Raw genomic sequence first — 20,206 nt, 5'->3', positions numbered from 1 at the left:
GCTCAGGTACGGCGGGTCACCTCGGCCAGTTTGCCGCGCAGCCAGCGTCGTGCCGGGTCGTCCTCGCTGGCCTCCGACCAGATCTGCACGAAGTCGAAAGGTGCCAGTTTCAGCGGCGGTTCGAAGCTCGCCAGGCCACAGTTTTCGAGATCATCCGGGAGCATCCGCGCGGCGATGGTCAGCACCAGGTCGGTGCCCGCCAACAGGCTGGGCGCGACGCTGAAGTGCGGTACGGTGGCGGCCACCTGACGGCGCCGGCCGAGTTTTTCCAGGTGACTGTCGATCTCTTCCGCCGGGCTCTGCTGCAGGGCGACCCGCAGGTGCGGGGCGGCGAGATAGTCGTCCAGGTCCAGGCGCTGTCTTTCGCCCAGGGTTTCCCTCGAGCACAGGCAGACGAAGCGTTCCTCGAACAACTGCTGCATCCGCAGTCCTTCGGGCAGCATCGGGAAGACCCCGAGCGCGACATCCAGCTCGCCGCTCGCCACCTGCTCGGCCATGCCCACCCGCGAGGCCTGCCTTACGTCCAGGTGAATGCCCGGCGCCTCGCGGCGCAGGAGCGGCAGCAGGGCCGGTAGCACTACCCAGGCGCCGTAGTCGGACATGCCCAGGCGCAACTCCATCTCGGCGCTGGCCGGGTCGAAATCGTCGCCCAGCACCAGCCGGCGCACACCGCCGAGGATTTCCCGCAGCGGCTCGGCCAGTTCGAAGGCGCGGCGGGTCAGTTGCATCTGGTTGCCGGCGCGCACCAGCAACGGGTCGTCGAGCAGGTCGCGCAGGCGGTTGAGCGCATGGCTCACCGCCGGCTGTGTCATCGCCAGCCGCTCCGCCGCGCGGGAGACGTGGCGCTCGTCCAGCAGCGCATCGAGGATCACCAGCAGGTTGAGGTCGATGCGGCGCAAGTCATGAATCGAGTGCATCTGTGCTGTACCGATCATTCATTTCCATGCGCGGGATGGATAGCAGAAGCTGAAGGCATCGACAAGAAACGGAGGAAAGTCGATGTCGAAATTGCTTCTTCTGCTGCCTGCCATTGGTGTGGGCGCGCTGGTCGCCCTGCAGGCCGGCAGCAATTCCCTGCTCGGTCGCCAGCTGGGGCATCCATTGAGTGCCAGCCTGACGTCCCTGGGCGTGAGTCTGGCGGCGGTGATCATCGCCCTGCTGGCCTTCCGTGTGCCGTTGCCGCCGGCAGCTGGCATCGCTACCACGCCGTGGTGGGGCTGGCTGGGTGGGCTGTTCGGCGCGGCTTACCTGACGGTTGCGGTAATGCTGGCGCCGCAGCTGGGGGCGGCGACTTTCCTGGCCTGCGTGGTGGCGGGGCAGATGCTGATGTCGGCGTTGTGCGACCAGTTCGGCTGGGCCGGTTTCCCGGTGCGGCGGCTGTCAGTCGAGGGCTTGCTGGCCGTCGGGTTGATCATTGCCGGGGTGGTGTTGCTGCAGTGGCGGGGGAGGGTGGTTTGAGTTGAGTGCGGAGCTGGCCGGGAATCCCCTCTCCCTGAAGGGAGAGGGCGGAGGAGAGGGTGCCAAGCCCGCGCTGAGGACCATCACCGCAAACTCAAATGCCGACTCAACAACGCCCTTAGCGCCGCCGGTTTCACCGGCTTGGGCAGGAAGTCCAGACCGGCTGCGTGGATCTGCGCCACCAGTTCGGGACGGGCGTCCGCGCTGATCACCACGCCGGGCACAGGCTCGCCCAGACGGGTGCGCAGCCAGGCCATGAGGTCGGTGCCCAGCTCGCCGTCGTCGAGGTGGTAGTCGATCAGCGCCAGTTGCGGGCGCGCATCGCCTTCCAGCAGCGCCTGACATTCCTCGCGGCTACGTGCGGTGAGCACGCGGCAGCCCCAGCGGGTCAGCAGGCTGTTCATGCCGGTGAGGATGCTGTCTTCGTTGTCGACGCAAAGCACCTGCGCGCCGTTGAGCTGTTCCGGGGTTTCCACCTTGTGGCCGTTGAGCGGCGCCGGAGCCGGCTGGCGCGCCAGCGGCACGCTGACGCTGAACACGCTGCCCTTGCCCGGCCAGGAGCGTACTTCCAGACGGTGGCCGAGCACCTTGCACAGTCGATCGGCGATCGCCAGGCCCAGGCCCAGGCCCTTTTCGGCGCGGGTCTGGTGGCTGTCCAGGCGTTTGAACTCCTCGAAGATCACCTGCAGCTTGTCCGGTGGGATGCCCGGGCCGTGGTCCCAGACTTCCAGGCGCAGGTGCCCGGCCTCGCGGCGCACGCCGAGCAGCACATGGCCCTTGGCGTAGCGGAAGGCGTTGGTGAGGAAGTTCTGCAGCACGCGGCGCAGCAGTTTGATATCGCTTTCCACGCGCAGCTTGCTGCCGCGCACATGGAAGTCGATGCCGTGCTCCTGGGCCAGCACGCGGAACTCCACGCCCAGGGTGTCGTACAGGTTGCTCAGCGGGAAGCCCGCGACGTCGGCGCTGACACGGCCGCCCTCAAGGCGCGAGATATCCAGCAGGTCGGTGATCAGGTCCTCCGCCGAGCGCAGCGACGAGTCCAGGTGGCGCACCAGTTCAGTGGCCTCCTCGGGCAGTTTTTCCTGGTGGGCGAGGGCGGCGGAGAACAGCCGCGCCGCGTTCAGCGGCTGCATCAGGTCGTGGCTGACGGCGGCGAGGAAGCGCGACTTCGACTGGTTCGCCGCCTCGGCGGTGCCCTTGGCCTCGGTGAGTGCCTGGTTGAGCTGCGACAGTTCGAAGGTGCGCTCCTGCACGCGCTGCTCCAGGCCTTCGTTGGCGTCCTTCAGGCCCTGCTCGGCGTCGCGGTAGTTGGTGATGTCGGTGAAGCTCATGACGAAGCCGCCGCCGGGCATGGGGTTGCCGATCAGCTCGATCACCCGGCCGTTGGGGAATAGCCGCTCGGAGGTATGCGGCGTGCCCTGGCGCATCCAGTACAGGCGCTTGGCGACGTGCAGGTCCGGATCACCCGGCCCGCAGAGATTGCGCTCGGCGTTGTAGCGGATGATGTCGGCGATCGGGCGGCCGACGTAGATCAGCCCGTCCGGGTACTCGAACAGTTCGATGTAGCGGTGGTTCCAGGCCACCAGGCGCAGCGACTGGTCGACCACGCTGATGCCCTGGGTGATGTTCTCGATGGCGCCCTGCAGCAGCGCGCGGTTGAACTGCAGCACCTCGGAGGCTTCGTCGGCGATCTTCACCACGTCCTCCACCTGCATCTCGCGGCCTTCGATGGCGGCCTTCACCACGGCGCGCGCGGAGGAGGCGCCGAGTACGCCGGCGAGCAGGCGCTCGGTGTGGGCGATCCACTCGTCGTTGGCGTTCTGGCTGGGAGTGAAGCCCTTGCCCTGGCGGTAGGCGAAGCGGATGAAGCTCTGTCGCGCGCGTTCCTCGCCGACGAAGCGGGCGGCGAGCATCAGCAGGTCTTCCAGCTGTACCGCGAGCATCGAGCGCGAGCTGAGTTTCTGGGAGATTTCCTGGCCGATGAAGCGGCTGGCCTGCCAGTGCTCGGAGACGCGGGTGCGGGAGAACACCGAGACCAGCCCGAACAGCGCGAAGTTGCCGATCAGCGAGAGCAGCACGCCCAGGGTCAGCGGCTCGATGGACAGGCCGAACGGGCGGCCGGCGAGCCATGCCAGGCCGGGGAATGTCTGCAGCGGCCAGCCCAGACCCTTGGCGACTACCGGCAGCACCAGCGTATAGGCCCACAGCAGCGAGCCGGCGGCGAGGCCGGCGAACACGCCGCGGCGGTTGGCCTGCTTCCAGTACAGCGCGCCGATCATCGCCGGGCCGAGCTGGGCGATGGCGGCGAAGGCGATCTGGCCGATGGTGGCCAGGCTCGCGGTGGAGCCCAGCAGGCGGTAGCTGACGTAGGCCAGCAGGAGGATCAGCGCGATGCTCACCCGGCGCACGGTCAGCAGCCAGTGGCGGAACACCTCGAACGGCTGCTCGGCTTCGCCTTTGCGGCGCAACAGCCAGGGCAGCAGCATGTCGTTGGAGACCATGGTGGACAGCGCCACGCTGGCCACGATGACCATGCCGGTGGCCGCCGAAGCGCCGCCGATGAAGGCCAGCAGGGCCAGCGCCGGATGCGCCTCGGCCAGCGGCAGGCTGATCACGAAGGAGTCGGGCATCACGCCGGCGGGCAGGTGCATCTGCCCGGCAAGGGCGATGGGCACCACGAACAGCGCGGCCAGCACCAGGTAGATCGGGAACACCCAGCGCGCCAGGTTGAGGTCGCGCGGCTCGATGTTCTCCACCACCAGTACGTGGAACTGGCGCGGCAGGCACATGATGGCGGTCATCGCCACGCCGGTCTGCAGCAGCATCGCCGGCCAGTGCACGGTCTCCTTCCAGTATTCGGTGAGCTGCGGGGCGACGCGGGCCTGGTCGACCAGGTCGCCGAAGCCGTCGTAGAGGCCGTAGGTGACGAAGATGCCGACGGCGATGAAGGCGGTGAGCTTGACCAGCGACTCGAAGGCGATCGCCAGCACCATGCCGCGGTGGTGCTCGGTGACGTCCAGGTTGCGGGTACCGAAGACGATGGTGAACAGCGCGAGGATCAGCGACACGATCAGCGCCGTGTCCTGGGCGCGGATGCCGGTAGAGTCGGGGCCGGCGCCGATCAGCAGGTTGACGCCGAGGACGATGCCCTTGAGCTGCAGGGCGATGTAGGGCAGCACGCAGACCACGCAGATCAGCGCCACCACCACCGCCAGCGCCTGCGACTTGCCGTAGCGCGCGGCAATGAAGTCGGCGATGGAGGTGATGTTCTCCTGCTTGCTGATCATGATCATCTTCTGCAGCACCCAGGGTGCGAAGAGCATCAGCAGCACGGGGCCGACATAGATCGGCAGGAAGGACCACAACTGGTCGGCGGCCTGGCCGACGGCGCCGAAGAAGGTCCAGCTGGTGCAGTAGACCGCCAGGGACAGGCTGTAGACCCAGGCGCGGACACGCGGCGAAAGAGGGGCGCGACGGCGGTCGCCATAGAACGCGATGGCGAACAGGACCGCCATGTAGAGCAGGGCGACCGTTGCGATCAACCCACTGGACAACGACATGCTGACTCCGGAAGTGAACTGGCTCCCCCGCAGGAGCACTGTGGCATCGAAGCAGTTTCGCATCAAAGTCCGGAACTGTCAGACACCTGCTACCAATGTCTCAGTGGCGCTGTGTCACGCCTCACACTTGAGAGCGGAGCGCCGGGCTGGTAGCTTGCCGGCCTTTTCGCGGTCCGTCCGTCGAGCGCCATCCGGCGCGCGGCACTTCAGCCGGCCGCTACGCTCTGATGTGAGCGAAGATTTCGCGTCGTGTTTCGAGGAGGGCGCCATGTTCAGACCGTTACCCATCACCTTGCAGCGCGGGGCCCTGCGCCTGGAGCCGATGGTGGAGGCCGACGTGCCGGACCTGGTGACGCTGGCGGAGCAGAACCGCGACGTCCTGCAGTTCATGAGCGCGCCGGGGCGCCCGGACTGGTACCGCCAGGGCCTGGCCGACCAGCGCGAGGGCCGTGCGCTGCCGCTGGTGGTGCGGCTGGGCAACCAGATCGTCGGCACCACGCGCTTCATGGACTTCCTCCCGGCGCTGCCGGCCTGCGAGATCGGCGCCACCTGGCTGGACCAGGCCCAGCACGGCAGCGGCCTCAACGCCACCATGAAGTACCTGATGCTGCGCCACGCCTTCGACAGCTGGAAGATGGTCCGCGTGCAGTTCAAGACCGCCGCCAGCAACGAGCGCTCCCAGCGTGCCATCGAGAAGCTCGGCGCGGTGCGCGAGGGAGTGCTGCGCAACCACCGGCGCCTGGCCGGCGGGCGGCTGGACGACACCATCCTCTACAGCATCACCGACCAGGAATGGCCGCAGGTGAAGGCCGCGCTGGAAGCTGGTTTCAACGGCTGAGTGATACTCTGTTCGCGGCTTCAAAACCCCTCACCCTAACCCTCTCCCCATGGGAGAGGGGACCGATCGGCGCAGGATGAAACCGCTATGTCAGCCGGCACGGATTGCCCCCTCTCCCCCTGGGAGAGGGTTGGGGTGAGGGCAAGCACAGGCACAGAGGTGCCAGCAATGGCTCGGCGTTTAGATCATTCCAGGGCGGAGTAGTGCATGGCAGAACACGACGCGAGTGGCGAACGCACCCGCTTCTGGCGCGCCCAGGAGCTGGGTGGCGTCGAGCTGCTGCACGCGCGCTATATCGAGCAGGTGTTCTCGCCCCACGTCCATGAAGGCTTCGCCTTCGTCATGATCGAGCAGGGCGCACAGCGCTTTCACCATCGCGGCGCCGAGCACTTCGCCCCGGCCGGCAGCGTGGTGTTGATCAACCCCGACGAGGTGCACACCGGTTCCAAGGCCGACGAGGCCGGCTGGCGCTACCGCGGCTTCTACCCGGAGCTGGCGCAGGTGTCCGGCGTGCTGGAGGAGCTGGAGCTGGAGCTGGGCGGAGGCGGTACGCCGTCGTTCGATGCCAGCGTGGTGTTCGACCCGGAACTGGTGCAGGCGCTGTTCGCCGCCCACCGCCTGGTGGATTCCGATGCCACCGTACTGCAGCGCCAGACCTGCTGGCGCGAGGCGCTCCTGCTGCTGTTCCAGCGTCACGCACGGATTCCCGAGGCACCGCCGGCGGGCAATGAGCCCGTGGCTGTGGCCCGCGCCCGCGAGCTGCTCGGTTCGCGGTTGATGGAGCCGCCGTCGCTGGAAGAGCTGGCCGCTGCCGTCGGGCTGTCGCCTTTCCATTTCGCCCGCGTGTTTCGCAAGGCCACCGGCCTGCCGCCACATGCCTGGCTCAAGCAGCGCCGGCTGGAGCAGGCAAGGGCGCTGCTCAAGCAGGGCTGCATGCCGGTGAATGTGGCGATGCAGCTCGGTTTCGCCGACCAGAGTCACCTCAGCCGGCAGTTCAAGCAGGCCTATGGCGTCGGCCCCGGCGAATACCGCCAGGCCTGTGCGCGATCTTTCCGCCCCGTCTGATTTTTCCGGCGTCGTTATTGGCCAGAGCCCGTCACCGAAGGGCTGCTGGCCTATTGCCGTGGCTGATGAACAGTCGTTCGAGATGCCGAAAAGAGAATCTGAGTCAACCGGAATATTTTGTCATTTGCGATACATTTGCATTTACAAAATTTACAATCAGTTCTAATTTCCCGCCCCTTCACGAAGTACCCGGGGAGGGGGAAGCATGTCGCACGTTCGTTCGTGGTCGCGCCTGGCGATCGCCGTAGCCCTGGCCACGCCGCTGCTGCCAGCGCAGGCCGAGGAAGAGACCAAGGAGCTGGAGACCGTTACTGTGGTCGGAGACTGGCTCGGCGAGGCCGACCAGCAGGTGGTACAGAACCACCCCGGCGCGCGCACCGTGGTGCGCCGCGAGCAGATGATCGAAGAAGGCGCACAGAACGTGCGCGACGTGCTGCGCGGCATTCCCGGCGTGCAGGTGCAGGACAACAATGGCACCGGCGGCAGCGATGTCTCCCTCAACGTCGGCGTGCGCGGTCTGACCTCGCGACTGTCGCCGCGCTCCACCGTGCTCATCGATGGCGTCCCGGCCGCCGTGGCGCCCTACGGCCAGCCGCAGTTGTCGATGTTCCCGCTGTCGGTGGGCAACCTCGACAGCGTCGACGTCGTGCGTGGCGCCGGCTCCGTGCGCTACGGACCGCAGAACGTCGGCGGGGTGATCAACTTCGTCACCCGCGCGATTCCCAAGGAATTCTCCGGCGACGTCGGCAGCACCGTGGAAACCGCTTCCCACGGCGGCTGGAAGAAGCTCTACAACGCCTTCCTCGGCGGCACCGCCGACAACGGCATGGGCGCTGCACTGCTGTACTCGGGCGTGAAAGGCGCGGGCTACCGCGACAGCAACGACGCCACCGATATCGACGACGTGATGTTCAAGACCCACTGGGCCCCCACCGACGCTGACGAGTTCTCCGCCAACTTCCACTACTACGATGGCAGCGCCGACATGCCCGGCGGCCTGACCCAGGCGCAGTTCGACAAGGACCCGTACCAGTCGGTGCGCGACTACGACAACTTCACCGGCCGCCGCAAGGACGTCTCGCTCAAGTACAAGCGGCAGATCGACGACCTCACGCAAGTGGAAGTGCTGACCTATTACAGCGACAGCTTCCGCGGCAGCACCATCGCCAACCGCGACCTCAAGACCCTGGCGTCGTACCCGCGCGACTACCACACCTTCGGTATCGAGCCGCGCGTGTCGAGGATCTTCATGGTCGGCCCGACCACCCAGGAAGCGAGCATTGGCTACCGCTACCTGAAGGAAGCGATGCACGAGCGCGCCAGCCAGGTCGCGCTGATCAACAACATCCCGACCACGCTGCCGACTCCCGGCGGCGACGGCCACACCTACCAGGACCGCACCGGCGGCACCGAGGCGAACGCCATCTACCTCGACGACAAGATCGACGTGGGCAACTGGACCGTCACCCCGGGCATCCGCTTCGAGCGCATCTCCACCGACTGGCACGAGCGCCCGGTGATCGACAACAAGGGCAAGCCGGTCCAGGAAAAGAACCGCAGCAAGGACTACAACGAGCCGCTGCCGGCGCTGGCGGTGATGTATCACCTGTCGGACGAGTGGAAGCTGTTCGCCAACTACGAGACCTCCTTCGGCAGCCTGCAGTACTTCCAGCTCGGCCAGGGTGGCAGCGGCAACGACACTGCCAGCGGCCTGCAGCCGGAGAAGGCGAAGACCTACGAAGTGGGCACCCGCTACGACAACGGCACCTGGGGTGGCGAAGTCACGCTGTTCTACATCGACTTCGACGACGAACTGCAGTACATCAGCAACGACGTGGGCTGGACCAACCTGGGCGCCACCAAGCACCAGGGTATCGAGACCTCTGCGCACTACGATATGGCCGCGCTCGACCCGGTACTTGCCGGCCTGACCGCCTACGGCACCCTGACCTACACCCGCGCGACCTACGAAGGCGAGATCCCCGGCTTCAAGGGCCGCGACCTGCCGCTCTATTCGCGCCAGGTGGCGACCATCGGCCTGCGCTACGAGCATGACCGCTGGACCTACAACTTCGACGGCTTCGCCCAGTCGAAGCAGCGCGCGCCCGGCCCGACCACCAATGCCAACGGCAGCTTCACCGGCAACTACATCACCGAGCCGACCGCCGATGGCCAGTACGGCGACATCCCCGGCTATGTGCTGTGGAATGCCCGCGTGGGCTATGACTTCGGTCCTCAGGCGTCGAACCTGAAGGTTGCCGCCGGGGTGAAGAACCTCTTCGACCAGATGAACTACACCCGCTCCAGCGACAACAATGCCGGTATCTACCTCGGCGAGCCGCGCACCTTCTACGTGCAGGGCAGCGTCGGCTTCTGAGGTCATCCCGGTAATTGAAAAGCCCGTCCTTCGCGACGGGTTTTTTCTTGCCCGGTTTGCACGGTTCGAATGGATTTGTGCGGGAAATGTGGCTTTTCTTCACGCTGTTGCCGTCATATCCGTGCTGTCATTCCGGCTCAAGGCCGCTACGCAGGTATACAAGGACGATGTCTCAACACTCGCAATTCGCCCTGCTGGGCACCAAGCGATTCCTGCCCTTCTTCATCACCCAGCTGCTGGGTGCGTTCAACGACAACATCTTCAAGCAGTCGCTGATCCTGGCGATCCTCTACCACCTCACCGTCGGCGGTGACCGCAACCTGCTGGTCAACCTCTGCGCGTTGTTGTTCATCCTGCCGTTCTTCCTGTTCTCCGCCCTGGGCGGACAGTTCGGCGAGAAGTTCAACAAGGACGCGCTGATGCGCGCGCTGAAGCTGGCCGAGATCGTGATCATGGCAGTGGGCGCCGCGGGCTTCGTGTTCGGCAGCCTGCCGCTGCTGTTCCTCGCGCTGTTCGCCATGGGCACCCACTCGGCGCTGTTCGGCCCGGTGAAGTACTCGATCCTGCCGCAGCACCTGCGCGAGGACGAACTGGTCGGCGGCAACGCTCTGGTGGAAATGGGTACCTTCCTCGCCATCCTCTGCGGCACCATCGGCGCCGGCGTGCTGATGTCGCGGCAGGACTACGCCGCCGGCGTCGGCATAGCGGTGGTGCTGGTCGCCGTCTGCGGTTTCCTTGCCAGCCGCAATATCCCCCGGGCGGCCGCCGCACTGCCGGACCTGAAGGTCGACTGGAACATCTTCCGCCAGTCCTGGAGCATCCTCCTGCTCGGCCTGCGCCAGCGCCCGGCGGTGTCGCGCTCGCTGGTGGGCAACTCCTGGTTCTGGTTCCTCGGCGCGGTCTACCTGACGCAGATCCCGACCTATGCCAAGGAGTTGCTGCACGGCGACGAGAGCGTGGTGACGCTGATCCTCACCGTGTTCTCGGTCGGTATCGCGCTGGGCTCGATGCTTTGCGAAAAGCTCTCCGGCAAAAAGGTGGAGATCGGCCTGGTCCCCTTCGGCTCCATCGGCCTGAGCCTTTTCGGCATCCTGCTGTGGTGGCATTCGGGCGGCTTCCCGCAGGGCGAGCAGCCCTACAACTGGCTGGCGGTGCTGGAGCATTCGCAGTCCTGGGCGGTGCTGGCGGATATCCTCGGCATCGGCATCTTCGGCGGCTTCTACATCGTGCCGCTGTACGCGCTGATCCAGGCACGCACCGAGGAGGACAAGCGCGCACGGGTGATCGCCGCCAACAACATCCTCAACGCGCTGTTCATGGTGGTCGCGGCGATCGTCTCGATCCTGCTGCTGTCGGTGGCGAAGCTGTCGATCCCCGAACTGTTCCTCGTGCTCTCGCTGATGAACGTCGCGGTGAACGTGTACATCTTCAAGATCGTTCCCGAGTTCACCATGCGCTTCCTGGTCTGGCTGCTGACCCACTCGATGTACCGGGTCGACCACCGCAACCTCGAAGCCATCCCCGATGAAGGCCCGGCCGTGCTGGTGTGCAATCACGTGTCCTTCGTCGATGCGCTGCTGATCGCCGGTTCCGTGCGTCGCCCGGTGCGCTTCGTCATGTACTACAAGATCTTCCGCATCCCGGTGCTCAACTTCATCTTCCGCACCGCGGGCGCGGTGCCCATCGCCGGGCGTAACGAAGACGCCGAGACTTACGAGAAGGCTTTCGCCAAGGTCGCCGAGTACCTGCGGGAAGGGGAGTTGGTGTGCATCTTCCCCGAGGGCATGCTGACCCTGGACGGCGAGATGAACGAGTTCCGCGGTGGCGTGGAGCGCATCATCGAGGAGACCCCGGTGCCGGTGATTCCGATGGCGCTGCAGGGGCTGTGGGGCAGCTTCTTCAGCCGCGATCCGCAGAAGGGCTTCTTCCGTCGCCTGTGGTCGCGGGTCTGCCTGGTGGCCGGCCAGCCGGTGGCACCGGAGGATGCCCAGCGGCTGGCGCTACAGGAGCAGGTCGCCGTGCTGCGGGGTGCGGCGCGCTGATCGTTCTCGCCGCAAAGAAAAAGCCCCGGCAATGCCGGGGCTTTTTCATGGGCGTGTCGCGGTTCAGATAACCTGAACTTCGTCAGCCTGCAGGCCCTTCTGGCCTTCAACCACAACGAAGGAGACCTTCTGGCCTTCCTGCAGCGATTTGAAGCCGGTGCCCTGGATGGAGCGGAAGTGCACGAAGACATCGTTGCCGCTTTCCGGAGTGATGAAGCCGAAGCCCTTGGCGTCATTGAACCACTTGACGGTGCCGGTCTGACGATTCGACATGGAAATACACCTTGAACAATTGAATATTGTTTTGCGGAAAAGTCCGCGCTCGTCCTGAGTTGCAAGGTGCAGTCGAAGCCGGTTGGCGGGGCGTGGCCCCGCCTGGTCACGAGCCACAGTGACCCAAGCAAACACAGTGGCCCGCAGCATACCGACAAATTTTCGGGAAAGCGACAGCCCGCCGGTATCGAGAACCGATACAGCGTCAGTGGCTCAATTTCAGGCCGACCAGTCCGCACAGGATCAGCGCAACGCTGAGCAGGCGTACCGGCGCCATGGACTCGCCGAACAGCACGATGCCGACGATGACGGTGCCCACTGCGCCGACGCCGGTCCAGATGGCGTAGGCGGTGCCCAGCGGCAGATTTCTCATGGCCAGGCCAAGCAGCCCCATGCTGGTGATGATCGCCAGCACGGTCAGAGCGGTCGGTATCGGACGGGTGAAACCTTCGGTGTATTTCAATCCGACGGCCCAGGCGACTTCGAACAGGCCGGCGACGAACAGAATGATCCAGGACATGGAGCTCTCCAGACGGTGGATGGTATGGAGGGCCGTCCCCGCTGGAGCACCGGAAGGTGGTGAGGTCGTCCTCACAATGTGCAGTATTTTGCACAAAACCGGTGCGCCGGGCAAGCCGGCGCCGGTTTTCTGCCCTATTGCGGGGCTTTTTCCCGGACCGATGGCTCGTCGGTCATGCGGCGGAACCAGGTGGAAAGCGTCGCGCCGGAGATGTTGTGCCAGACGCTGAACAGTGCGCTGGGCACTGCCGCCAGCGGCGAGAAGTGTGCGCTGGCCAGGGCCGCGCCAAGGCCGGAGTTCTGCATGCCGACTTCCAGCGCCAGAGACTTGCGCTGCGCCAGCGGCAGGCCGAAGACCTTGGCGGTGAAGTAGCCGAGCAGGAAGCCGAAGCCATTGTGCAGGATCACCACGGCCATGATCAGCAGGCCGGATTCGGCGATCTTCGCCTGGCTGGCGGCGACCACGGCGGCGACGATGATCACGATGGATATCACCGAAATCAGCGGTAGCACGTCCACCACGTGACGCACCCGCGCGCCGAGCAGGCGCTGGGCAGCGAGGCCTAGGACGATGGGCACCACGACGACCTGCAGGATCGACCAGAACAGTGCGCCGAAGGAGACCGGCAGCCACGCCGAGGCCAGCAGCCAGATCAGTGCCGGGGTGAGCAGCGGGGCGAGGAGGGTGGTCACGCCCGCGATGGCCACCGACAGCGCCAGGTCACCGCGTGACAGCCAGGTCATCACGTTGGACGCGGTGCCGCTGGGGCAGCAGCCGACCAGGATGACGCCGACGGCGATTTCCGGCGGCAGGTGCATCAACTGGCAGAGCAGCCAGGCCATGCCGGGCATGATGACGAAATGGGCAATCACCCCGAGGGTGACGCGCCAGGGATGTCGGGCGACTTCGGCGAAGTCCTCGACCTTGAGCGTCAGGCCCATGCCGAACATCACCACGCCGAGCATGGGCACGATGGCGACGGTGAGCGGGGTGAACAGGGAGGGAACGAAGAACGCCAGGATGGCGAAGAGCAGCACCCAGAGGGCGAAGGTGTTGCCCATGAAGCGGCTGAGCAGGATGAGAGCACGCATGGGCCGTCCTTCTTTTTATGTGGGCCTTGTTGTGTTGTCAGGCGCCGCGCGGACGCGGCGCCTGCCGGGGCATCAGATGCCTTCGGGCATCGCCTCGCCACCGAGTGCTTCGATCAGTGCCGGGATGAACTCGGCGAAGGTCAGCATCATCAGGGTGAAGCTGGCGTCGAGCTGGCCGAGGGCATCTTCGCCCCCGTCCTGTTCAGCCTTCTCCTGCAGCATGTCTTCGAAGCGCAAGCGCTTGATCGCGACCTTGTCGTCGAGGACGAAGGACAGCTTGTCCGACCAGGCCAGGGACAGCTGGGTGACCAGCTTGCCGGAGGTCAGGTGCAGCTGGATTTCCTCGCTGGTCAGGTCCTGGCGCTTGCAGCGCACCACACCGCCGTCTTCGTGGGTATCACGCAGCTCGCACTCATCGAGGACGAAGAAGTCGCCGGCGGCTTCCTGGGTCTTCACCCAGTCGGTCAGGGTGGCGGTCGGCGCGGTCTTCACGGTCAGCGGGCGAACCGGCAGCGAGCCCAGGGCTTCGCGCAGGGTCGACAGCAGGTCTTCGGCCTTCTTCGCGCTGGAGGTGTCGACCAGGATCAGGCCGAGGCTCGGGGCGATGGCGGCGAAGGTCACCGAACGGCGGATGAAGGCGCGCGGCAGCAGGGTCTGGACGATCTCGTCCTTGAGCTGGTCGCGTTCCTTCTTGTAGACCTTGCGCATCTGCGCAGCTTCGATCTCGTCGACCTTCTCCTTGAGCGCGTCACGCACGACGCTGCCGGGGAGGATGCGCTCTTCCTTGCGCGCGCTGACCAGGAAGAAGCCCTCGCTGGCATGCACCAGCGGGGCGTCCGGGCCCTTGCCGAAAGGCGCGGAGAAACCGTAGGTGGTCAGTTCCTGGCTGGCGCAGGAGCGCGCCGGCTTGCTGGCCAGGGCTTTCTCCAGGGCATCGGCGTCGATCTGCAGATCCTGGGTGAGGCGGTATACGAGCAGGTTGCGGAACCACATGAGGGGCTAACTCCTGGACACAAAGGGTGCATTATTCCGTTCGGCGCGGTTCAGGCCAACCCCGTTTCGTCATTCGCACTCTTCATCTAAGCCTTTGGAACATCTGAAAATTTTTTTCATCCGGGGGCTTGTCAGGTGCAAATGTCCTCCGTAGAATGCGCCCCACTTCGAGACGAAGGGTGATTAGCTCAGCCGGGAGAGCATCTGCCTTACAAGCAGAGGGTCGGCGGTTCGATCCCGTCATCACCCACCACTCGAGGTCCGACGCAGCGGTAGTTCAGTCGGTTAGAATACCGGCCTGTCACGCCGGGGGTCGCGGGTTCGAGTCCCGTCCGCTGCGCCACAATTCGAAAAGCCCTCAGGTAGCAATACCTGAGGGCTTTTTCTTTGCCTGCCTTTCTTATCTGCAATTGGCTTTCCTGCGAAGCTTCCCGTCGAAAGTTGCCCGTTTCGATCACAGCGATTCCGTGCTGCCCGTCTGACTTATCCTGTTAATTTTCTTATAAGTTTGCTGTGGGAACTTCTCCCCCGGTAGTGGTTCCTATTGCCCATAGCCACTGGCCACGAGCGCCTGATAAGCTCGCGGCTTCATTACTTCAGCCATGACGGCGCAAAGACAAGGATTCAGCATGAAACAACATCGGTTGGCGGCAGCGATCGCGCTGGTCGGCCTGGTTCTCGCGGGCTGCGACAAACAGGCCGCCGAAGTGGAACTCAAGACTCCTGCGCAGAAAGCCTCCTACGGCATCGGCCTGAACATGGGCAAGAGCCTCGCCCAGGAAGGCATGAATGACCTGGATTCGAAAGCCGTCGCCCTGGGTATCGAAGACGCCGTCGGCAAGCAGAAGCAGAAGCTGACCGACGAAGAGCTGACCGAAGCCTTCACCGCCCTGCAGAAGCGCGCTGAAGAGCAGGTCGCCAAGAAGAATTCCGAGGCCCTGGAAGCCGGCAAGAAATTCCTCGAGGAAAACGGCAAGCGTGAGGGCGTGGTCACCACCAAGTCCGGTCTGCAGTACGAAGTCGTGAAGAAAGCCGACGGCGCGCAGCCCAAGGCCACCGACGTCGTCACCGTTCACTACGAAGGCAAGCTGGTCGATGGTACGGTCTTCGACAGCTCCATCCAGCGTGGCAGCCCGATCGACCTGCCGGTTGGCGGCGTGATTCCGGGTTGGGTCGAAGCCCTGCAACTGATGCACGTCGGCGAGAAGATCAAGCTCTTCATCCCGAGCGAGCTGGCCTACGGCGCCCAGAGCCCGAGCCCGACCATCCCGGCCAACTCGGTCCTGGTGTTCGATCTGGAACTGCTGGCCATCAAGGACCCGAACCAGCCTGAAGCCGAAGCTCCTGCCCCGGCCGCGGAAGCGCCCAAGCAGTAACTGAGTACCTTCGTACCAGAGAAAACGCCCCGTTACCCACGGGGCGTTTTCATTTGTGCTGGAAGCGCTCTGGAACGCTGCGCTGACCGCCGGGTCTGAAAGGGAGTAACCTTGGGGCCGGTGTTACCCTTATGCACATATTTGACGCAGATGAAACAATGTCCTCCCCTTGACATTGGCGGGCCCATCGCTTAGCCGCAACTGCATGATTTTTAACGCATTTACAGGGCTGAACAAAAAATCGCCGATCTGTCTGCAGGCCTCGTGGCTCGGGCGTTTTGGCGGTATGGGGGGTGGCTTTCAACAGAGTTATCCACAGGAAAGGTGGATAACCTTAACCAGCCCTGTACGAATCTTCCTATCGAGGTGAGTCGATGAAAAAGCCTCCGGGATTTGACCGTTTCCTGAAGCTCGCCAGCCGTTTCATCGCTGGTGGGAGATTGCCGGCGCTGCTGTTTGCGGTGTCGCGCAAGAGTGGCCGGGTGAAGCTGGCCAAGACCGACCTGAAGCTGCTGCAGGAGTTGCTGGTGGCCTGGGTGCGCGGCGATTACCGTGGCATCAGTTCCCAGGCGCTGGTGTCGGTGGTGGCGGCGCTGTTGTACTTCCTCTCGCCGGTGGACCTGGTGCCTGACTGGCTGCTGGGCGTCGGTTTTCTCGATGACCTGGCGGTGCTGGCCTGGGTGATTCGTCGCTGGCAATCGGAGATCGATGCCTTCAAGGTCTGGCGCGATGCGCAAGGCGTGGAAACCCGCGAAGCCCTGAAGCAACTCCCGCCGCCCGAAGCGATTCAGCGCCTCTGACCCAGCCGCGCCGTCTGTTCGCCAAGCAGGCGCTGGATCGAGCCGTCATTCACCATCGCCTGCAGCACGGCATCCAGTCGCTCGGCGGGTAGCGGCAGCGCCGGGCCGTACGAGCAGTAGATGGAGTAGCGCTGCACATTGCTGCTGTTGATCGCCACGGGCAGTTCATGGTGCTGTGCGAGGAGGAATTCCAGCGGGCGGCGCATCTCGATCAGTGCGTCCAGGCGATGGGCTTCGAGCATGTGCAGGCGGGTATCCAGGTCGCGCACGTCGGCGCGTTTCACCCGGCCTTCGGCGAAGGCCTGCATCAGCGGGGCGGGGTAGACATACCCCAGGCTGGTGCCGATGCGGATGTCGTGCAGTTGCGCGAGGTTTTCCACTGGCGGCGCGTCCGCACGCTGGGCCAGGGCATCCTCTTCCTCGAACAGACTCGGCGACCAGTGCAGCTTCTCCGGCGCCTTCATCCACTGCGGATTGTTGATGCACAGCAGATGGATCGCACCCTGGGCGAGCGCCGGTTCTGCGCGCTTGTCCGGCGTTTCCACGAAGCGAACCTCGAGCCCCAGGCGCTGTCCGACGCTTTCGCCCAGATCGCGAATGAAGCCAGGTGCCAATTCATGGTCGATACTTTCTGCGTAGGGCATGCCGTTGCTTGGCGAATAGCCCCAGCGCAGTTCCTCGGCGCCACACAGTGCGCTGGCCAGGCATAGGCAGAATGGAAGGAGGCGCTGCAAGTCGGTCCCCATGTCTGGTGGCGAGAGGCGCTGCGCAGTATAGCCGGCACAGGCGCGCATCAGGCTGTTAAGATGGCCGCCTGCAAGGAGTGTTGTCATGAACGTTCAAGTCATCATGCGTGACGGCGAAGCGGAGTACGCCGTGGTTCCCTGGGCCGAATACCAGGCCCTGCTGGCTGCCGCCGGCCGTGGTGTCGCCCAGGTCGTCAAACCCGTTGCCGCCCCGGCACTCGACGAGAAGCCGGACTGGAAAACACTGCGTGAAGCCCGAGGCTTATCCATTGAGACGCTGGCGCGTTCGGTGGGTATAAGCCCGTCCTACCTGGGACAGATCGAGAACGGCGAGCGCGAAGCCAGCGACGCCATCCAGCATGGCCTGCGTCGTGCCCTGGGCACTGGGGAGTCCGCTTCTTGAGCGTGCAGATCAGTCGCAAGCATTGGGAAGGCCTGCTCGGCGAGCTGGAAGATGCCCGCCGCCAACGCCATCTGCTCACCTACCGTGCGCTGATCGAGCGCCTGCAACTGCCGACCCCGGCGATGACCGTGCTGACCGCCGCGCTGGAACACCTGGCTGCGCTGGATGCCCGCGGTGGTCGTCCGCTGCGCAGCTCGCTGGTGATCAGTCAGGGCGCCAGCCGCCTGCCTCGCACCGGTTTCTTCGAGTATGTCGAGCGCCTGGGGCGTTTCTCCGGCGCCCCGGACGGCCCCGCTGCCGCCGGCTGGCATGCGGCGGAAGTCGCGCGCGTCTTCGAGTTCGAGTACCCCGAGGAACTCTGACGTGGCGACACCCCGCGAGCTGTTCTGGCGCCTGCGAGCGCGGTTGAGTTACGCCCTGGCGCGACGCCTGATGGGCTGGCCGTGGATGGTTCGCCAGCCGCGTTCCTGGGCCTGGATGCAGGGCCAGTTTTCGCGCATGGCCGCTCTGGGAGATGTTGGGGCGCAGAGCTTCTACGGACACCTGCTGCTGTTCCGCGGACAGGGTTTTGGCGCTCGCGAGGAAGGGTTGCGTCTGCTGCGTCTCGCTGCGGCAGAGGGTGACCACAAGGCGGCCTACCAGGTAGGTGTGCAAGCGCTCAAGGGTGATACCCGCCATGCCGCTGATGCGCAGGAAGCCGCACGTTACTGGGGTCAGGCAGCCGAGGCGGGCCACCCGCTGGCGGCGCGCAAGCTCGGCGAGTTGTATCGCAGCGGCGGCCCCGGACTGGAGCCCGATGATGCCCAGGCCGAGCACTACGAAACGCGCGCCCGAGAGCTGGGCCTCTGATTCACTCGGCCGTGAGGATGTGCAGGCTGTAGCCGGGCATGTTCTTCGCGTGGCGCTTGGCCTCCGAGGCCAGCCCGGCCAACTGGCTGGCATCCAGGCGCTGCCCGGCACCGCTCTTCACGTGCACTACGCCAATCGACAGTGATAGCAAGGGATATTCCTCGCGCCGCCCCTGGCGGTTGTGCGCGACGAAGCAGCCTGCGTCCAGATGCTCGCGGCTATAGAAGCGCCGGCACTGCCCCTGGAAATCCTCCAGCAGGTGATTGAGGCGTTCGCGCCAGTCCTGCGTGCCCAGCACCAGCATGAAGTCGTCGCCGCCGATGTGGCCGACGAAGTCCCGCGTCGGGTCCACCCGCTCGCCCAGGCACTGCGCCAGGCACAGCAGGACTTCGTCGCCGCGCGCGTAGCCGTAGAGATCGTTGAAGGGCTTGAAGCTGTCGATGTCGACGTAGCACACCACGGCCTCGCGGCCCTGTTGCAGCAGGCGCGCCAGGCACTGCTGGATGGGCACGTTACCCGGCAACAGGGTCAGTGGGTTGGCATGCCGGGCCTGGCGGATCTTCTGCTCGGTAATCAGCTTGAGCACGTCGATCACCCGACCCAGGCCGAGGTAGCGGCCGTTCAGGGTGATGATGAAGTCTTCCTCGATGCGCTGCCGCGCACGACTGGTGAGCAGGCGGCTGACCTGCTGCAGCGACTGGCTACGCTCCACGGCGAGGAAGTCGTCGCTAATCAACCGGCTGATCGGCTTGCGTGCATACAGCTCCGGCGCGAAGGGCTTGAGCAGCGCGTCGGCCAGCGCGTGCCGGTGGACAATGCCTACCGGCTGGTCATCGCGGTCCAGCACGGCCAGGGAGTTCAGGTTGGCCTGGGCGCGGAAGGCTTCCAGCACATCGCCGATGGGCGTGCTGTCGCGCACGGCCGGTTGCTCCAGCAGCAGCGGTTCGAGATCGGACTGATCCTCGGCAAGCAGTGCACCGGCGTTGTCGACTTCTGGCAGCAGGGCGCGCGCATCGCGCGGCGGAGTTTCGTTGGGGCGGCCGAGCAGGTAGCCCTGCACCAGGTCCACGCCCATCTCCGAGAGCACCGCCAGCTCTTCCGGAATCTCGATGCCTTCGGCAATCACCTGGGCGCGGGAGGCGTGGGCCATCTTCAGGATCGAGCCGACGAACTCGCGCTTCACCGCATCCAGGTGGATGCCTTCGATGAAGTGACGGTCGATCTTCACGTAGTCGGGGCGCAGCTCGGACCACAGGCGCAGGCTGGAATAGCCGGCGCCCAGGTCGTCCAGCGCAATGGAGAAGCCCATGGCGCGGTAGTGGTGCAGCGCGGTGTCGAGGAGGCTGAAGTCCTCGATGGGGGTCTGCTCGGTCAGCTCGATCACCACGTCGCTGGGCGAGATGCCGAAGGTCTGCAGCAACTGCAACGTGCGGCCGGGCTGGTGGGTCGGTTCCAGCAGGGACTCCGGGGACACGTTGAGGAACAGCTTGCCCTCCAGCTTCAGGTCGCGGAAGCGTGCGCAGGCCTTGCGTCGGCAGAGCAGCTCCAGCTGGCTGAGGCGGCCGCTGCTGCGGGCGATACTGAACAGCGGCAGGGGCGAGTGCAGGGGGCCATTGGACGGGCCGCGGGTAAGCGCTTCATAGCCCACCAGGCGCCTTTCCGAAAGCGACAGGATGGGTTGGAACAGGCAGTGCAGGTCGCCGTGAGCGAGGATCTGGTCCAGCGCGCTCAACTGCTCGGTGACGGTCATGACGGTTCTCGGTGGCTGTAAAAAGCAAAAGGGCCGGTTTCCCGGCCCTGTGCATTTCACGACAG

17 protein-coding genes, 2 tRNA genes and 1 pseudogene are annotated in these 20,206 nt (G+C 65.2%); 12 read left to right on the top strand and 8 right to left on the bottom strand.

The genetic code is table 11. The features are described from left to right. Positions 1 to 2: 2 nt before the first annotated feature. The gene (locus IB255_RS02565) at positions 3 to 917 is read right to left on the bottom strand and encodes a LysR family transcriptional regulator (protein ID WP_192209867.1); all 915 of its coding nucleotides are present in this window, start codon (positions 915 to 917) and stop codon (positions 3 to 5) included. 82 nt (positions 918 to 999) lie between these two features. On the opposite strand from IB255_RS02565, the gene IB255_RS02560 reads away from it, so the two are divergent. Continuing rightward, positions 1,000 to 1,458: a DMT family transporter gene (locus tag IB255_RS02560; RefSeq protein WP_081520199.1), complete on the top strand. Its 459-nt coding sequence runs from the start codon at positions 1,000 to 1,002 to the stop codon at positions 1,456 to 1,458. Between the two features lie 83 nt (positions 1,459 to 1,541). On the opposite strand, the gene IB255_RS02555 is transcribed toward IB255_RS02560, so the two are convergent. Then, positions 1,542 to 5,018 (bottom strand): PAS domain-containing hybrid sensor histidine kinase/response regulator, encoded by a 3,477-nt coding sequence (locus IB255_RS02555; protein WP_081520200.1) that lies wholly within the window; start codon positions 5,016 to 5,018, stop codon positions 1,542 to 1,544. Positions 5,019 to 5,257: 239 nt separating this feature from the next. Between IB255_RS02555 and IB255_RS02550 the strand changes: the two are divergent. The 4 genes and pseudogenes from IB255_RS02550 to IB255_RS02535 all read left to right on the top strand — a co-directional run bounded on the left by IB255_RS02550 (position 5,258) and on the right by IB255_RS02535 (position 11,340). Then, positions 5,258 to 5,856, top strand: a pseudogene (locus IB255_RS02550) (GNAT family N-acetyltransferase). A gap of 207 nt (positions 5,857 to 6,063) precedes the next feature. After that, a complete protein-coding gene (locus IB255_RS02545) occupies positions 6,064 to 6,921 on the top strand; it encodes a helix-turn-helix transcriptional regulator (RefSeq protein WP_081520202.1) in 858 nt (285 codons plus the stop codon). Positions 6,922 to 7,126: 205 nt separating this feature from the next. Next, positions 7,127 to 9,298, top strand: a complete 2,172-nt coding sequence (locus tag IB255_RS02540) for a TonB-dependent receptor family protein (RefSeq protein ID WP_081520203.1) — start codon at positions 7,127 to 7,129, stop codon at positions 9,296 to 9,298. 167 nt (positions 9,299 to 9,465) lie between these two features. After that, a complete protein-coding gene (locus tag IB255_RS02535) occupies positions 9,466 to 11,340 on the top strand; it encodes an MFS transporter (RefSeq protein ID WP_081520204.1) in 1,875 nt (624 codons plus the stop codon). A gap of 63 nt (positions 11,341 to 11,403) precedes the next feature. Here IB255_RS02535 and IB255_RS02530 read toward each other — a convergent pair whose 3' ends face one another. The 4 genes from IB255_RS02530 to rdgC form a co-directional block, all read right to left on the bottom strand. Beyond that, positions 11,404 to 11,613, bottom strand: coding sequence for a cold-shock protein (locus IB255_RS02530; protein ID WP_045210321.1), 210 nt, complete (start codon positions 11,611 to 11,613; stop codon positions 11,404 to 11,406). Between the two features lie 205 nt (positions 11,614 to 11,818). Further along, positions 11,819 to 12,133: a quaternary ammonium compound efflux SMR transporter SugE gene (sugE, locus tag IB255_RS02525; RefSeq protein WP_017522056.1), complete on the bottom strand. Its 315-nt coding sequence runs from the start codon at positions 12,131 to 12,133 to the stop codon at positions 11,819 to 11,821. Positions 12,134 to 12,267: 134 nt separating this feature from the next. Beyond that, on the bottom strand, positions 12,268 to 13,224 hold the full coding sequence (locus tag IB255_RS02520; RefSeq protein WP_081520205.1) for a bile acid:sodium symporter family protein: 957 nt from the start codon (positions 13,222 to 13,224) through the stop codon (positions 12,268 to 12,270). Positions 13,225 to 13,296: 72 nt separating this feature from the next. Then, positions 13,297 to 14,217, bottom strand: a complete 921-nt coding sequence (gene rdgC / locus IB255_RS02515; RefSeq protein WP_017522054.1) for a recombination-associated protein RdgC — start codon at positions 14,215 to 14,217, stop codon at positions 13,297 to 13,299. 177 nt (positions 14,218 to 14,394) lie between these two features. Between rdgC and IB255_RS02510 the strand changes: the two genes are divergently transcribed. From IB255_RS02510 to IB255_RS02495, 4 genes are all read left to right on the top strand, one after another. Continuing rightward, positions 14,395 to 14,470 (top strand) — tRNA-Val (locus tag IB255_RS02510). Positions 14,471 to 14,483: 13 nt separating this feature from the next. Next, a tRNA-Asp gene (locus IB255_RS02505) sits at positions 14,484 to 14,560 on the top strand. A 286-nt stretch (positions 14,561 to 14,846) separates the two neighbouring features. After that, positions 14,847 to 15,593 carry an FKBP-type peptidyl-prolyl cis-trans isomerase gene (locus IB255_RS02500; protein ID WP_081520206.1) on the top strand — a complete coding sequence of 249 codons (747 nt, stop codon included), beginning with the start codon at positions 14,847 to 14,849 and terminating at the stop codon, positions 15,591 to 15,593. 374 nt (positions 15,594 to 15,967) lie between these two features. After that, positions 15,968 to 16,393 carry a YkvA family protein gene (locus IB255_RS02495; protein WP_045210318.1) on the top strand — a complete coding sequence of 142 codons (426 nt, stop codon included), beginning with the start codon at positions 15,968 to 15,970 and terminating at the stop codon, positions 16,391 to 16,393. Here IB255_RS02495 and IB255_RS02490 read toward each other — a convergent pair. Beyond that, positions 16,381 to 17,139 (bottom strand): transporter substrate-binding domain-containing protein, encoded by a 759-nt coding sequence (locus tag IB255_RS02490; RefSeq protein WP_192209866.1) that lies wholly within the window; start codon positions 17,137 to 17,139, stop codon positions 16,381 to 16,383. The two genes, IB255_RS02495 and IB255_RS02490, sit on opposite strands and share 13 nt — an antisense overlap. An 85-nt stretch (positions 17,140 to 17,224) precedes the next feature. Between IB255_RS02490 and IB255_RS02485 the strand changes: the two genes are divergently transcribed. The 3 genes from IB255_RS02485 to IB255_RS02475 all read left to right on the top strand — a co-directional run bounded on the left by IB255_RS02485 (position 17,225) and on the right by IB255_RS02475 (position 18,391). Beyond that, positions 17,225 to 17,542 (top strand): helix-turn-helix domain-containing protein, encoded by a 318-nt coding sequence (locus tag IB255_RS02485; RefSeq protein WP_081520208.1) that lies wholly within the window; start codon positions 17,225 to 17,227, stop codon positions 17,540 to 17,542. Then, a complete protein-coding gene (locus IB255_RS02480) occupies positions 17,539 to 17,904 on the top strand; it encodes a hypothetical protein (protein ID WP_081520209.1) in 366 nt (121 codons plus the stop codon). Before IB255_RS02485 ends, IB255_RS02480 begins: the two co-directional genes overlap by 4 nt. A gap of 70 nt (positions 17,905 to 17,974) precedes the next feature. Further along, positions 17,975 to 18,391 carry a tetratricopeptide repeat protein gene (locus tag IB255_RS02475; RefSeq protein ID WP_225594682.1) on the top strand — a complete coding sequence of 139 codons (417 nt, stop codon included), beginning with the start codon at positions 17,975 to 17,977 and terminating at the stop codon, positions 18,389 to 18,391. A 1-nt stretch (position 18,392) separates the two neighbouring features. Here IB255_RS02475 and IB255_RS02470 read toward each other — a convergent pair whose 3' ends face one another. Next, positions 18,393 to 20,141 carry a bifunctional diguanylate cyclase/phosphodiesterase gene (locus tag IB255_RS02470; RefSeq protein WP_192209772.1) on the bottom strand — a complete coding sequence of 583 codons (1,749 nt, stop codon included), beginning with the start codon at positions 20,139 to 20,141 and terminating at the stop codon, positions 18,393 to 18,395. Positions 20,142 to 20,206: the final 65 nt, after the last annotated feature.

The sequence above is a fragment of the Pseudomonas sp. PDM22 genome (assembly GCF_014851965.1).
GTDB lineage: Bacteria > Pseudomonadota > Gammaproteobacteria > Pseudomonadales > Pseudomonadaceae > Pseudomonas.
The sequence above is the reverse complement of the archived record's forward strand: the minus strand, read 5'-3'. Positions and strand labels throughout refer to the sequence as shown.